The organism is Mammaliicoccus vitulinus, from assembly GCF_029024305.1.
Taxonomy (GTDB): domain Bacteria; phylum Bacillota; class Bacilli; order Staphylococcales; family Staphylococcaceae; genus Mammaliicoccus; species Mammaliicoccus vitulinus.
In genome coordinates this window covers 1,399,090-1,413,399 of sequence record NZ_CP118974.1, presented here as the reverse complement: position 1 = coordinate 1,413,399, position 14,310 = coordinate 1,399,090, and the positions used below count along the sequence as shown (strand labels likewise).

Genomic DNA, 14,310 nt, shown 5'->3' with positions numbered 1-14,310 from the left:
AACTTATAAAATCAGCCATACAAATATAGGCTGATTTTATGATGTATATTTTGTTTAAGCTAAATAATTCATATATACTTATTTAGAAACAACTTATGTTAATGATTTATGAATCGGCATAAGTTATGAAATTCACTATTGGGGGCATATTTTATATGCAAGTAAAACAGTTATACATGATATTGATTCAAATATTAGTACTTTTTATGATCATCTCTTTAATCTTTTCACAAACACCGGTAGCTTTTGTAGTGATATATGCAATATCTGCAGCAATTTTAATATTACATATTCACCTTACAAAACATAGTTGGAAAGTTAAAAGTATTTTCACGATCATTTATATAGCAATATTAGTGCTACAAGAAGTATATATTTCAGTTGGTGTCTTTGATCAGCAAGCACTTTGGATAACTTTGTTTATTAAAAAATTAATTGCTATCATCATTATTTTTATACCGTATTTTGTACGTTATTTACATTATATTTATACAATTGAACATCAATTTGCAATGAACGAACTATCGTCTGTTAGCTTTGATATGATAAGAGATGTTGTAAAAAGAAAAAATAATTTTAAAAGTAATATCACTAAAGGTAAAGTTGCTTTATCTAAAGAAAATATTAACGAAATTGCAAATGATATACCCAGGCATAGCTATTTTAAATACTTAAATAAAGACATATTAAATGATGACTACTTTAAAGATTGTGAAAATAGTTTAACTGATGAACATGTCTATATCATTATTTCCAGTACTGGAAGTTCAGCCAGTGAGTTAATATCATTATTCACACGTAAAATCTATAATCATGTATCACTTAGCTTTGATAAAGAATTAAGAACAACTATTAGCTATAATGGTGGAGAAAATGTGACTTTACCAGGATTGAATCAAGAACAGTTGCAGTCATTTAATAAAAAAAGTGATGCGAGTATAATGGTATATAAAATAAATGTTCCGAAAGAAAACAAAAAAATCATGATTGAGAAAATAAGAGAAATAAATGAAACAGGAAGTGCATATAATTTAGTTGGACTTGTTACCAAAATATCTATTAGACCTAACATCATGTTTTGTTCGCAGTTCGTATATAACATTTTAAAAATTGGCAACGTTCATTATTTCGATGTTGAGCAAACAAAAGTAAAGCCAACCGATTTTATTGAAAATGACTATTATAGGAAGTTGCAATTTTGTTATGAAATTCAGTTTAATGAATTAAAAGCGTAACTATAAAATGAGAGAAGGTCTCGTTCATGGGTGATATAAATAAATACAAAATGAAATTAGATAATACAGCTATCATTCATATGGCATCTAAGAATAAAGATTGGCTCAATATGTTTAGAATCTCAGTACATTTTAAAGAAGAAATAAATCCAGTAATATTACAAAAATCATTGAATAATATATATAAAAGGTTTCCGACAATTGCAGCGAGGATAACAAATGATTTATTTTGGTATTATCAACAGCCCATTAAAAAAGCGCCGAAAATAAAAAAAGATACAGCACTACTTAAACCTATGTCAAACGAAGCATTATATAATTGTGCGTTTAGAATTTTATACTCGGAGAAAAGTATACATGTTGAATTATTTCATTCTTTAACTGATGGTAGAGGTGGTATGATATTTGTTAAATCATTAGCATATGAATACCTTAAATTAAAACATCATATTAATATCAGTTCCACAACAGATATTTTACTTGCTGAAGATGATATATCGGATGGAGAAGTTGTAGATAGCTACCAAAAAGATAAAGTGATACAGGATAAGAAAATAAATAAAACATACAATAAGGTTTATCAATTACAAGGTAAGAAAATGAATCAATTAATTATTGAAAAATTTATTCTAGATATTGAAGACATTAAATCTTTAGCTAAAAAAATGGAAGTTAGTCTTACTGTATTAATATGTTCAATTATTATGAAGGCACTGCTAGATTTACAGGAGCAAGAAATATCAAAAAGACATCAACGGCCTATTAGTATCTTTCTACCAATAGATTTGAGAAATATGTTTAACAGTCAAACATTAAGGAATTTTGTATTATATATTAAACCTCAAATCCACCCAACTCTACAAAGCGAAACTTTAACAGATATAATAGACTCTGTTAAAAAACAGTTTGAAGAAGGTTTATCAAAAGAACGTATGCAAGATACGATGAATAAAAATGTAAGTTTACAAAATAATGTCCTGGTGAAATATATGCCATTGTTTCTTAAAAATTTATTCATGAAAAAGGCATTTAAGTTTAGTGAAAAATCAACTTGCTTAACAGTATCAAATATAGGATTAATTCAGCTAGACCAAAAAATGGATGAATATATTGAATCCTTCGATTGCATACTCAATACAAGATCTGATAGCCCATATAACTGTGGTATTATAAGCTATCATGATAAAATTCATATTAATTTCATAAGAAATATAGATAGTTGTAAGTTAGAAAGTAACATTGGTAAAATATTTAACGCATTAAATATTTCATGGGATGTTCAAAAACAAGTATATAAAACAACATAAATGTAATCATATATGACAATATATGAATTATGTAAATATTATTAACATTTGACAAACTTTACGCACATTTATATACTTATTTTGACCGACAATCAAATATGGGGAGTGGTGCATGGTGATTAAACAAGTTACACCTTATCTTTACTTTAACGGAACTTGCGAAGAAGCATTAGCATTTTATAGTGAAGCGCTAGATGGAAGTGTAAGAGAATCACAAACATATGGTGACGCAGGAGTAGATGTGGCACAAGATTCTAACAGAATTATTCATGCACAATTAGAAGTAAATGGTCATTTATTTATGTTTTCCGACATACCAAATGATGATGACTCATTAAACAAGAACCATAACATATACATTGTTTTAGAATTTGAAAACGAAGAACAAATTAATGAAGTTTATAATATTTTTAAAGAAGAAGGACAAGTTCAAATGGAACTTGAAAAAGCCTTCTGGGGCCAAACTTATGCTAAAGTGATAGATAAATTTGGTATAGGTTGGGATTTAAGTTATACACATCAAGAATAGATGATGATTATTACGTTAACGATAAAGTTAGCGTAATATTTTTTTACATATTTTAAGGGTATTTAAATGATAAAATATATATTGAATAACCTAGAATAAAGGTGGCGTTATACATGAAAGTTTTGATTGCACCAGATTCCTTTAAAGGGAGTACGGATGCTTTAAGTGTTGCTCAAGCTATTGAGAAAGGCATTCTAAAAGTTTCTCCTGAAACGGATACTGTTATTCTTCCGATGGCTGATGGTGGTGAAGGTACGATGATTAACTTAGTTCAGGCTACTGAGGGTCATGTTGTGGATGTTCAAAGTGTGGATCCTTTAAATAGAGCGATTAAATCAAAATATGGTATTACGGGCGATGGTAAGACTGCAATTATTGAGCTTGCAACGAGTTCGGGCATCGACTTGCTTAAAGATGATGAGCTTAATCCAATGATAACAACAACTTATGGTACTGGTTTGCTGATTAAAGATGCATTAGCACAAGGTATTAAAGATTTTATTATTTGTTTAGGTGGAAGTGCAACGAACGATGCTGGTGTTGGTTTGTTACAAGCATTAGGATACCAATTTTTAGATGAGAATGGACTGCCGCTAGAACTAGGTGGTCAATATATAAATCGCTTAGCAACTATTGATGAGCGTAAAGTAATGCCTGAAGTTAAAGATGCGAACTTTGAGATTGCTTGTGATGTTACAAATCCATTTATTGGAGCTAATGGTGCAAGTTATATATTTGGCGCTCAAAAAGGTGCTACAAAAGAGATGATTAAAAGTCTTGATAATGGTTTAGAACATTTTGCTAATATCGTTGAAAAGCAAAAAAGTATGTCTATTCATTATATTGAAGGTGCTGGTGCTGCAGGTGGAACAGCTGGTGGTATGCTTGCATTTTTAAATGCAGAATTAAAAAGAGGCATTGAACTTGTTGTGGATTTTGTGAAATTCAGAGATTTATTAAAACAAGAACAAATCGATTTGATTATAACAGGTGAAGGCAAAATAGATGGCCAAACAGCAGGTGGTAAAGTGATATCTGGTATATGTCAATTAGCAAAAGAAAACGACATTCCAACTATAGCATTAGGAGGTAGTGTTGAAGGAGAATTGTCAGAACTTTATACACAAGGTCTAACTGCTGCATTTAGCATTACAAATGGTCCAATGAATTTGAATGACGCAATGACAAATAGTGCATATTTAATAGAGAGACAAGCTGAACAAGTGTTTAGAACATTAATACGTAACATCAAATAAAAAAGAGTTTACGATATAAATACTAACTTAAAATAAATCACCCAATCCGTTGGAATCATTTTCGGATTGGGTGATTTCTTATGTACTATATTTATATTTTTGAACTTTATGGATAATGAATACGCCGATAACCATAAACATAATTGCTATAACAAGTGTGAACTTAAAGTCAATCATGCTTGTAATCAGTAATGCGATAGCTGTTACAACACCATTAAAGATTGCAATTGGTACTTGTGTTTTATTGTGATCTTTATGATCAGCACCTGCACCAGTAGAAGAAAGAATCGTTGTATCTGATATAGGTGAACTATGATCCCCAAATATACCGCCTGAAATGACAGCACCAATACATACTGTTAAAGGTAAATCTAAATGATAACCAAGTGGTATTGCTAATGGTAACATGATTGCAAATGTGCCCCATGAAGTACCATTGGCAAAGGACATACACGCACCGACTAAGAAGATGAGGGCAGGCACAATTGCTGGTGGAATTGTACCGTCTATCACTTGCACGATATAGTTAGCAGTTCCTAATTTATCTAACACACTTCCTAAAGACCATGCTAAAACTAAAATAATTAAAATATCCGTCATATTTTTCATGCCTGAAGTGTAAATGTTTAATGATTGACTAATAGTCTTTACTTTAAAAATCAGCATCATAATAATGATTGATATTGCAGAAAAGAAATAAGATAAGCTGAGCGCAATTCTAAAATCTTTTCCTTCTACACTTTGGAATGGAAATCCTTTAGGTGCTAATAATGTGAATAAAGAGATGATAAGTATAAGAATAGGTAACCATATAAGTATAGGTTTACTTTTACTTTCTACATCTTGATCAGTATCAATACTTTCTCTTAAAGGTTTAGCATTTTCCCAATAAATTTCGCCACTATTCATGATACGTTCTTCTGCTTTTTTCATTGGACCGAAATCTAATTTTAATATAACAATTAAAGGTACGATCAGAACTGCAAGTACAGGATAAATAAAATAAGGTAACGATGTGATAAAAGCATCCCATGAAGTCATATCAATACTTAAACGCTTAAATTCAGTGTCTATTAACCCCATAATATAAACACCCCACCCAATAAATGGAATCATAACTGACACTGGAGATGCAGTAGAATCGATGATCCACGCTAACTTTTCTCGTGAAATTTTAGCTTTATCAAATAAACTTTCATAAATTGGTCCAACAATTAGAGGTGTGCCCATCTCAGAGAAGAAAATGATAATACCACTAAACCACGCTGCCAATTGAATTTTAATTCTACTCTTAGTTCCCGAGATAAAATGATTAGCAAAAGCTTTAGCGCCACCTGAATTTTCGAGTAACGCTACAAATCCACCGATGAACACTAATAATATAAGAATGCCTGCATTATATTCATCAGCAACTGTAACGAATAGGTAGTCGCCTAATAATTTTTTTAATGAAGAAATAGGGTTGAAACTTGTGAGTAATAATATCCCCGAAAAAAGTCCTAAGAAAAGAGAAACGATTACACTACGTGTTAACAACACCATAATGATTGCGATGATTGGTGGTATGATTGACCAGAAGCCAAAACTATCCATAATATATAACCTCCCTGAAAATTAGTCTGAATGTTGTAATAAATTAAATCATTACATAAAATTTATAATTAGTAAATAAATTTTTAATAAATAAACATAAAAATGTATACTCATACATTATGAGTGACAAGTATAGTTATAAAAATGACAACTATACTTGTCATTTTGACGATAATAGTATATATTAGTGAAAGTAGGTGGTGGTCAGATGAAGAATAGGGTGAAAGAGTTAAGAGCACGAGAAGGCTTTAACCAAACTGAATTGGCAAAAAGAGCAGGCATATCAAGACAAACAGTTTCCTTAATAGAACGTAATAACTTTATGCCATCAGTATTGACTGCTGTAAGAATAGCAAGAATACTCAAAGAAAATGTAGAAAATGTTTTCATATTCGAGGAGGATGAATTATGAAAAAGAATAAAATCATGTTTATAGGAAACTTTATTCTATATATGATTATTGGTGGTTTAGCTGGAGGGCTAGCAGTAACATTGTTTGACTCTAGTCATAAATTTTTAGAAATTCAGCTCACAAAATTGCAGACGAATATCACAACGATAGTATTAGCCATCGTTATAGTTATTTTAATCTGTATATTAATGAATGTTTATAAAAAAGCAAAAAAATATAGGAAATTAGACACTAATACTGATGACGAAGATGAAATAGAAGTGCAATTAGAAAAAACATTAATATATCCACCAGTTTTGCTTGGACTTATAACAACACTAGCATTAATAATACTTAATATCGTGATTAATTTATCAGAAGAACCAAGTGTAATTGGGCTTATCATTACTTGCTTATCACTGGTTATAACAGCACCATTATCATATATGCATTTGTCGAATTTGAGAAAATTATATCCTGAAAGAAATTATCCAAAAGCAGGAGACAAAAAATTAAATGAAAAATTAGTAGATATGATGGATAGTGGCGAGCAATATATTACATTAGTGGCACTACAAAAAACATTTTCATTAAATCAACAATTAATCATTTGGATTATAGGACTAGCTTCTATATTCTCTATCACTTCAAATAACAATCAATTTTTCAGTGTATCGTTATTGATTATTTTATATTTAGTAAACACAATGTACTACACTAAAAAAGTATCAGAAACATTTTAAAACTGCCGTTACTTCGGTAGTTTTTTTATTTGATGTTGTATACAATATCATCACCAATTTATCGACTAGATACTAGCAAAAAAAGCCCAAACCTTATCACAGGTTTGGGCTTTGTGTTTAATTCATACTTACAAAGTATACGTATCGAATGTGTTTAAGGCTTCTATTGCTCTATCTCTATCATTACTTGATTTAAAGCTTAATCTTAAGGCACCCATTATATCTTCTCGGACTTCTAAGATTCGAATGTTTGTTATAGAGATATGGTTTTGACCTAATATTCTTGTGACTTCACTGATCATACCTGGTTTATCGGGGATATCCACATATAAATCAAATGTTGATGTTAATGCACCTTGTTCTTTTATAGGGAGTTTATCTCTATATGTTTTGGCTGATTGATAAAAATCATGAATTAATGCTGGATTTCCTTCTTGGATCATTTCTTTTGTATGTTCCATTTGTTCTATCCAATTTTCCATTAAAGTGACGAGGTGTTCTCGATTTTCTAATGTGATGTCTCGCCACATATCAGCATTACTACTTGCGATACGTGTAATATCACGGAAACCTCCAGCTGCTAATGTTTTAACATAATCTGAAACTTGAGTATTTTCTTCGTTCATATGAATTAAACTTGAAGCTATAACGTGAGGGAAGTGACTTACTACACCTGTTACGTAGTCATGCTCTTTCGCTGACATTTTAATAAATTTAGCTTTGGTATGTTCTAATAAATGTTTAACTTCACTATAAGCTGCTTCGTTTTCTTTCCTATCAAAAATTAATACATAATAAGCATTTTCAAATAAATGTTTTTTAGAATTGATGACACCAGATTTATGGCTTCCTGCCATAGGATGACCACCGATTAAATGGATATTTTTATTGAGTAATTTTGATTCTAATGAACTTAAACCTAATTTAGTACTGCCTGTATCTGTAACAATTAAACCTGGTTTCGTATCAATCTCTAATAATCTTTTACCGTATTCTATTGATTGTTGTACAGGTGTAGCGAGAATAATTAAGTCTGCGTTACGAGCACTTGAATCAAAGTCGGTAGCGATCTCATCAATCATTTTCATTGATAAAGCGATATCTGAATATTTTTCGAAATAATCGTAACCAGTTATATGTATATTAGGGTGATGAAATTTAATATTTTGAATTAAACTCCCACCAATTAATCCAAGTCCAACTATAAATATGCGTTGCATAAAATCCCTCCATTACTTTAATAGTTTAAAGTAAGTTAGTGTGTGAAAGCAAGTGTTATTGATTTATTTCTTAAAAAGTATAGAATGATAATAAATGTAAAAGGAGTGGAATCATGACAATTAATGTAAATGAAACGATAGAAACCATTAAAGAGCTCGTGCATATTAATAGTCCATCAGGCTTTGCAGATCCAGCAATTGAATACTGTAAAAAAATAGCTGAATCTTTAAATTATGATACGAGTGTAACACATAAAGGTGGATTATTTATTCATGTTCCAGGAAAAAATGATGACCAACAACGTCTTATTACAGCACATGTTGACACTCTCGGAGCAATCGTTAAAGATATTAATCAAGACGGCAGACTAAAATTAGACTTAATCGGTGGATTTAGCTGGAATGCGATTGAAGGGGAGTATTGTACTATTACGACTCAAAGTGGCAAAGAGATTTCAGGTACTATTTGCTTACATGAGACAAGTGTTCATGTTTATAAAAATAATACTGAAATTCCTAGAAATGCTGATCATATGGAAGTGCGCGTTGATGAAAAGACATTTAATGCTGAAGATACTAGAGCGTTAGGTATAGAAATCGGAGATGCAGTAAGCTTCGAACCGAGATTTGTGCATACGGAATCAGGATTTGTGAAATCACGTCATCTAGACGACAAAGCAAGTGTAGCTATGATTCTGCAATTTTTAAAATATCTTAAAGAAGAAAATATTGAATTGCCACATACAACTCAATTTTATATTTCTAATAATGAGGAAATTGGCTATGGTGCAAATTCAAGTATTCCTGAAAATGTTGTAGAATTTATCGCTTTTGATATGGGTGCATTAGGAGACGGTCAAGCTTCAGATGAATACACTGTCTCAATTTGTGTAAAAGATGCTTCAGGACCATATCATGTTGGCTTAAGAAATCATTTTGTTGAATTATGTAAAGAAAATGATATTAAGTATAAATTAGATATTTATCCTTATTATGGTTCAGATGCTTCTGCAGCTTTACATGCTGGTGCCGATATTAGACATGGTCTATTTGGTGCAGGTATTGAATCATCACATGCATTAGAACGTACACATGAAGATTCAATATTGGAAAGTGAAAAATTATTAAGAGCTTATTGTTTATCAAATATTAATAGTTAAAGTGGAATATAAGGGTTGACTTTTAAAATATATTCTCGTATAGTGATATTTAATTAATCCGAAGAAGTTATTCGGAATTTGAAAGATAAGTATCTCGTGATGTTTGTAGCGAATAGAAAGCTAATGGTTGATGAAAATTAGCACGACACACAGTGAGAGAAATGGGCTTTCGAATGATAAATTGAATGATTGTTAAAGTGAACATATTGATTAAATGTTAACTAAGGTGGCACCACGGTAACGCGTCCTTACAGAGAGCGTATACTGTGGTGTCTTTTTGTATACAAAATTAAGTGGTCATGAGTATAAATTAAAGATAGTAGCACATAGAAAGTTAGTGGGTGATGCAAACTAACACACTTTAATTTAGAAATGGGGATCATGTCATAAATAATTGAATATCGAATGAGTGAATAAGTGATAACTTATTAATCAAGGTGGTACCGCGCATAAGCGTCCTGTTACATTAGGATGTTTATGCGCGGTTTTTTTATTAAGGAGGATAACAATGATTATTAAATTCAAAAAATTAAATGCTGATATTACGCCAGAAACTTTAGCTCAAATTAAAAATAAAAAGATGATTTTAGAAAGTGCAAGTACAGATCAAATGAAAGGTAGATTTTCTATAGTTGCATTTGATGCAGTTGGAAAAGTTAAATTATATGATGATTACTTTCAAATACTGATAAATGGTGAAGAACAAATTAAAAAAGAAACACCATATGAATCTTTAGAAACTTTTATAAACGAAATGAAAGTTGAAGATACACCAGAAGCACTTAACCATTTACCTTTTATTTCTGGAATGATTGGATATTGTAGCTTTGATTTAATAAGGTATCAAAATAAATTATTACAGCAAATAGAAGTGAAGTCGGAGATACCTGATGCTTCGTTCAACTTAGTTGAATCTGCTTACATTTTTGACCATTTTAAAGAAGAACTTTTCATTATCACTTCAAATTTATTTAGTGGGAAAAATGAAGAACAAATCGATTCAGAACTTGATAACATGATCAATAATCTAAAAAATGTATCGCTATTTCAAAATAAAATTGAACATCATCAAAGAGGCGCGTTAGAAACTAATATAACTGAAGAAGATTTTATGAAAGAAGTTGAACATTATAAATCATTGATTAGTAAAGGTGACATGTTCCAAGTTGTCCCTTCAAGAATTTATAAATATAAACATTATTTTGAACAAGAAAATAGTGAGAATTTAAAACTTCAAATTTATAAAAATTTAAAAAGACAAAATCCAAGTCCTTATATGTACTATATAGACGACGATGATAGAACGATTATTGGATCATCACCAGAAAGCTTTATAAAAAAAGAAGGTGAAGTCATTACAACAAATCCGATAGCAGGTACGAATAAACGTGGACAATCAGAAGAAGAAGATAAACAAAATGAAATCGCATTATTAACAGATGAGAAAGAGTTAGCAGAGCACCGCATGCTTGTAGATTTAGGTAGAAACGACTTGAATATGATTGCTCAAACGGGTTCCGTATTTATGCCAAAGCTCATGACGATTGAAAGGTTTGAACATGTGATGCATATCGTTACAATCGTCGAAGGTAAAATTAAGCCAGAAGTAACACCGCTTCAAATGATAACAGCATTATTACCAGCAGGTACTGTATCTGGTGCACCTAAGACTAGAGCTATCACGAGAATTTATGAAAGCAGAAAACAAAAACGTGGTATTTATGCAGGTGGTGTTGGTTACATTAACTGTAATCATGATTTAGATTTTGCATTAACGATCAGAACGATGGTCGTTGATAAAGAATACGTTAATGTCGAAGCTGGGTGTGGCGTGGTTTATGATTCAGACCCGAAAAAAGAATTAAAAGAAACGATGATAAAAGCTAAAAGTTTATTGGAGGTATCGCCATGATATTAGTAATCGATAATTATGATTCATTCACTTATAACTTAGTTGACTTAATTAAACAATTTGAAGAAGTCGTCATTTATCACCCAGATGAAGCGCCTTTGAATTTAGAAATTGATGGGCTCGTCATATCTCCTGGGCCTGGTCATCCAGAAGATACGGATGATTTAAGAAAAATCATCGATGCATATAAAGATAAACCGATTTTAGGCATCTGTTTAGGTGCTCAAGCACTGACGACATACTATGGTGGAAAAGTCATAGTGGGTAAAGAGGTAAAGCATGGCAAAGTTGATCAAATCAATTTGATAGATTCATCTATATTATATGAAGCATGTGAACAGCATTTTAAAATTATGAGATATCACTCATTAATAAGTGACGAAGCAACTTTTCCAAGCTGCTTAAAAGTTACCGGAAGAACAATCGATGCCATTCAATCATTTGAACATATAAACAAACCACATTTCGGAATACAGTATCATCCTGAATCATTTGCTTCTGAATATGGTCGTGAAATTATAAAAGCATTTATAAATACTATGACGGAGGGTGCAAACAATGAACACTTTAAAACAACTCATTCAATATCGTAACTTAACACAGCAAGAAATGAAGAACTTTGTAGATCTTATGATGAACGAACAAGTAGATGTTTCATTGAAAGTTGCACATTTGGTTGCTTTAAGTATGAAAGGTGAAACATCAGATGAATTGTCTAATTTAACACAAAGTTTAATTGAGACAACATACAAAGATAGACCTTATATAGAAAATAGTATTTGTGTTTGTGGTACTGGTGGAGATCATTCTGGTAGTTTTAATATTTCTACAACCGCTTCTTTCGTAGTTGCAGCAGCTGGTTTAAAAGTATTGAAACATGGCAATAAAAGCATCACTTCTAAAACAGGAAGCATTGATATTCTATCAGCTTTAAATATCCATACAACACCTATTAGTGAAGCTACTGAAAGAGTAAACGAAACGCATTTAGCGTTTTTAAGTGCAACAGAAACTTATCCAATCATGAAAATTGTACAGCCAGTTAGAAAAACAATTCCAACACCTACAACATTTAATTTATTAGGTCCAATGATTCATCCATATAAATTAGATTATCAAGTCATGGGTGTGTATGACGAGACTAAACTTTATACAATTGCAGAAGCATTGTATAAACTTGGTCGTAAGCGTGCGATTGTAGTCCATGGTGCAGGTGGCATGGATGAAGCTACACTTTCAGGCGACAATAAAATATATGAAATTTCTCAAGAAAACGGAATTGAAAATTATACGGTCAATGCAAAAGATTATGGCCTTCAAACTGCAAGTAATGATGCTTTAAATGGAGGTACACCTGAAGAAAATAAAGAAATTACGTTAAATATTTTAACTGGTCTCGATCAAGGACCTAAAAGAGATGTTGTAGTTTTAAATGCAGCATTAGCATTATATGTAGGCGATAAAGTACATACCATCCAAGAAGGTGTTACTTTAGCAGAAGAATTGATTGATCAAAAAGTAGCGTTAAATATATTAGAATCTGTAGGAGGAAAAGTTTATGACAATATTGGATGAAATCGTTGAATATAAAAAACATTTACTTGATGAAAATTATTATGAACAAAAATTAGAGGCATTAGATAAAGTCGATGTTCAGCATAAAACGTCATTTTTAAGTCGCGTGAAAAATGATCATCAATTAAACATCATTGCAGAATTAAAAGCGAAAAGTCCAACCGTATCCGATATTCCTAAAAGAGATATGGCTACACAAATAAAGCTTTATGAACAACATGGTGCTTCTGCTATATCTATATTAACGGATGAAAAATATTTTGATGGTAGTTATGAACGACTACAAATTTTAACGACAAAAACAACGTTACCAGTATTATGTAAAGATTTTATAATTGATAAAAGACAAATTGATTTAGCATATCACGTTGGTGCTTCAATCGTATTGTTAATTGTTAATATATTAACGAAAGAGGAACTTAAAAGCTTATACGACTATGCAATCAGTAAAGGTTTAGAAGTTCTTGTTGAAGTTCATGATAAAGCTGAATTAGCTGTTGCACACGAAATTGACGCAGCATTAATTGGTGTGAATAATAGAGATTTAAAACGCTTTGTAACAGATGTTAAACATACAAATGAAATATTAAAGTCGATTAAACCTGGTGTCACATATATATCAGAAAGTGGCATTCGTACATTAGAAGATGTAGAAAGTATTATCGACAGTGGAATAGATGGTGCACTAATTGGTGAATCTCTTATGAAACATCCAAATTTAGAGGTGTTTTTACCAAGTTTAAGATTGAAAAAACAAGGTGACCAACATGTTCATTAAATGTTGTGGTTTCCAAGATGAAGCTACTATAGAAACGGCAGTTCATAATAAAGTTGATGCTATTGGTTTTATTACTTTTCCTAAAAGTAAACGCTATGTCACTATAGAAGACATTGGGACATTAAGTGAACGTATTCCTAACTATATAGATATTGTAGCTGTTGTTGTGAATTTATCTTTTGCAGAAATTGAAAGATTAGTAGAACAAACATCTATTAATACAATTCAATTTCACGGAGATGAAACAATCGATTTTATTAAACAAATAAAAGGGAAATACCCACACATCAAAATTTATAAAGCATTGCCTGCTAATGACTCATTATTCAATAATATTAAAACGTTTCAAGATGACGTTGATTTGTTTTTAATCGATACACCTTCTAAAAATTATGGAGGGACAGGTAAATCATATGATTGGTCCCTTTTAAATGAAATAAAAGATATTTCTTATTTAATAGCTGGTGGTATCAATGTCGATAAAATTAAGCAAATAGAACAATTGAATTTAAACAACGCTGGCTATGATATATCAAGTGGAATAGAAACGAATGGTCAAAAAGATCATAATAAAATAGAAACATTATTAACATATGTAAAGGGATGATAGC

At 31.0% G+C, this 14,310-nt stretch carries 14 protein-coding genes; 12 read left to right on the top strand and 2 right to left on the bottom strand.

Features of this window, described 5'->3' with window-relative positions:
• Nucleotides 1–155 precede the first annotated feature (155 nt).
• The 4 genes from PYW35_RS07140 (at nt 156) to PYW35_RS07125 (ending at nt 4,327) form a co-directional block, all read left to right on the top strand.
• The gene (locus PYW35_RS07140) at nt 156–1,235 is read left to right on the top strand and encodes an energy-coupling factor transporter transmembrane component T family protein (protein WP_103323291.1); all 1,080 of its coding nucleotides are present in this window, start codon (nt 156–158) and stop codon (nt 1,233–1,235) included.
• A gap of 26 nt (nt 1,236–1,261) precedes the next feature.
• A complete protein-coding gene (locus PYW35_RS07135) occupies nt 1,262–2,542 on the top strand; it encodes a hypothetical protein (RefSeq protein ID WP_103323290.1) in 1,281 nt (426 codons plus the stop codon).
• Nucleotides 2,543–2,654: 112 nt separating this feature from the next.
• Nucleotides 2,655–3,071 (top strand): VOC family protein, encoded by a 417-nt coding sequence (locus PYW35_RS07130; RefSeq protein ID WP_188350450.1) that lies wholly within the window; start codon nt 2,655–2,657, stop codon nt 3,069–3,071.
• A 113-nt stretch (nt 3,072–3,184) separates the two neighbouring features.
• The gene (locus PYW35_RS07125; RefSeq protein ID WP_103323289.1) at nt 3,185–4,327 is read left to right on the top strand and encodes a glycerate kinase family protein; all 1,143 of its coding nucleotides are present in this window, start codon (nt 3,185–3,187) and stop codon (nt 4,325–4,327) included.
• A 78-nt stretch (nt 4,328–4,405) separates the two neighbouring features.
• On the opposite strand, the gene PYW35_RS07120 is transcribed toward PYW35_RS07125, so the two are convergent.
• Nucleotides 4,406–5,920: a Na+/H+ antiporter NhaC family protein gene (locus tag PYW35_RS07120; RefSeq protein WP_103323288.1), complete on the bottom strand. Its 1,515-nt coding sequence runs from the start codon at nt 5,918–5,920 to the stop codon at nt 4,406–4,408.
• A 208-nt stretch (nt 5,921–6,128) separates the two neighbouring features.
• Here PYW35_RS07120 and PYW35_RS07115 point away from each other — a divergent pair, with 208 nt between their 5' ends.
• Nucleotides 6,129–6,332, top strand: a complete 204-nt coding sequence (locus tag PYW35_RS07115) for a helix-turn-helix transcriptional regulator (protein WP_016913215.1) — start codon at nt 6,129–6,131, stop codon at nt 6,330–6,332.
• Nucleotides 6,329–7,054, top strand: a complete 726-nt coding sequence (locus PYW35_RS07110) for a DUF3169 family protein (protein ID WP_103323287.1) — start codon at nt 6,329–6,331, stop codon at nt 7,052–7,054. The genes PYW35_RS07115 and PYW35_RS07110 overlap by 4 nt, the downstream gene beginning before the upstream one ends.
• Before the next feature lie 128 nt (nt 7,055–7,182).
• On the opposite strand, the gene PYW35_RS07105 is transcribed toward PYW35_RS07110, so the two are convergent.
• On the bottom strand, nt 7,183–8,274 hold the full coding sequence (locus PYW35_RS07105; RefSeq protein WP_103323286.1) for a prephenate dehydrogenase: 1,092 nt from the start codon (nt 8,272–8,274) through the stop codon (nt 7,183–7,185).
• A 113-nt stretch (nt 8,275–8,387) separates the two neighbouring features.
• Here PYW35_RS07105 and PYW35_RS07100 point away from each other — a divergent pair, with 113 nt between their 5' ends.
• From PYW35_RS07100 to PYW35_RS07075, 6 genes are all read left to right on the top strand, one after another.
• A complete protein-coding gene (locus PYW35_RS07100) occupies nt 8,388–9,434 on the top strand; it encodes a M42 family metallopeptidase (protein WP_103323285.1) in 1,047 nt (348 codons plus the stop codon).
• A gap of 508 nt (nt 9,435–9,942) precedes the next feature.
• Nucleotides 9,943–11,346, top strand: a complete 1,404-nt coding sequence (locus tag PYW35_RS07095) for an anthranilate synthase component I (protein ID WP_103323284.1) — start codon at nt 9,943–9,945, stop codon at nt 11,344–11,346.
• Nucleotides 11,343–11,939, top strand: a complete 597-nt coding sequence (locus tag PYW35_RS07090) for an anthranilate synthase component II (protein ID WP_016911474.1) — start codon at nt 11,343–11,345, stop codon at nt 11,937–11,939. Before PYW35_RS07095 ends, PYW35_RS07090 begins: the two co-directional genes overlap by 4 nt.
• Nucleotides 11,905–12,921: an anthranilate phosphoribosyltransferase gene (gene trpD, locus PYW35_RS07085; RefSeq protein WP_103323283.1), complete on the top strand. Its 1,017-nt coding sequence runs from the start codon at nt 11,905–11,907 to the stop codon at nt 12,919–12,921. The genes PYW35_RS07090 and trpD overlap by 35 nt, the downstream gene beginning before the upstream one ends.
• Nucleotides 12,905–13,699, top strand: coding sequence for an indole-3-glycerol phosphate synthase TrpC (gene trpC / locus PYW35_RS07080; protein ID WP_103323282.1), 795 nt, complete (start codon nt 12,905–12,907; stop codon nt 13,697–13,699). The genes trpD and trpC overlap by 17 nt, the downstream gene beginning before the upstream one ends.
• Nucleotides 13,689–14,306, top strand: a complete 618-nt coding sequence (locus PYW35_RS07075) for a phosphoribosylanthranilate isomerase (protein WP_103323281.1) — start codon at nt 13,689–13,691, stop codon at nt 14,304–14,306. The genes trpC and PYW35_RS07075 overlap by 11 nt, the downstream gene beginning before the upstream one ends.
• Nucleotides 14,307–14,310 lie beyond the last annotated feature (4 nt).

Coding starts and splice junctions, on each gene's coding strand:
- PYW35_RS07140 (WP_103323291.1), top strand. CDS start 156: ATGCAAGTAAAACAGTTATACATGATATTGATTCAAATATTAGTACTT.
- PYW35_RS07135 (WP_103323290.1), top strand. CDS start 1,262: ATGGGTGATATAAATAAATACAAAATGAAATTAGATAATACAGCTATC.
- PYW35_RS07130 (WP_188350450.1), top strand. CDS start 2,655: ATGGTGATTAAACAAGTTACACCTTATCTTTACTTTAACGGAACTTGC.
- PYW35_RS07125 (WP_103323289.1), top strand. CDS start 3,185: ATGAAAGTTTTGATTGCACCAGATTCCTTTAAAGGGAGTACGGATGCT.
- PYW35_RS07120 (WP_103323288.1), bottom strand. CDS start 5,920: ATGGATAGTTTTGGCTTCTGGTCAATCATACCACCAATCATCGCAATC.
- PYW35_RS07115 (WP_016913215.1), top strand. CDS start 6,129: ATGAAGAATAGGGTGAAAGAGTTAAGAGCACGAGAAGGCTTTAACCAA.
- PYW35_RS07110 (WP_103323287.1), top strand. CDS start 6,329: ATGAAAAAGAATAAAATCATGTTTATAGGAAACTTTATTCTATATATG.
- PYW35_RS07105 (WP_103323286.1), bottom strand. CDS start 8,274: ATGCAACGCATATTTATAGTTGGACTTGGATTAATTGGTGGGAGTTTA.
- PYW35_RS07100 (WP_103323285.1), top strand. CDS start 8,388: ATGACAATTAATGTAAATGAAACGATAGAAACCATTAAAGAGCTCGTG.
- PYW35_RS07095 (WP_103323284.1), top strand. CDS start 9,943: ATGATTATTAAATTCAAAAAATTAAATGCTGATATTACGCCAGAAACT.
- PYW35_RS07090 (WP_016911474.1), top strand. CDS start 11,343: ATGATATTAGTAATCGATAATTATGATTCATTCACTTATAACTTAGTT.
- trpD (WP_103323283.1), top strand. CDS start 11,905: ATGAACACTTTAAAACAACTCATTCAATATCGTAACTTAACACAGCAA.
- trpC (WP_103323282.1), top strand. CDS start 12,905: ATGACAATATTGGATGAAATCGTTGAATATAAAAAACATTTACTTGAT.
- PYW35_RS07075 (WP_103323281.1), top strand. CDS start 13,689: ATGTTCATTAAATGTTGTGGTTTCCAAGATGAAGCTACTATAGAAACG.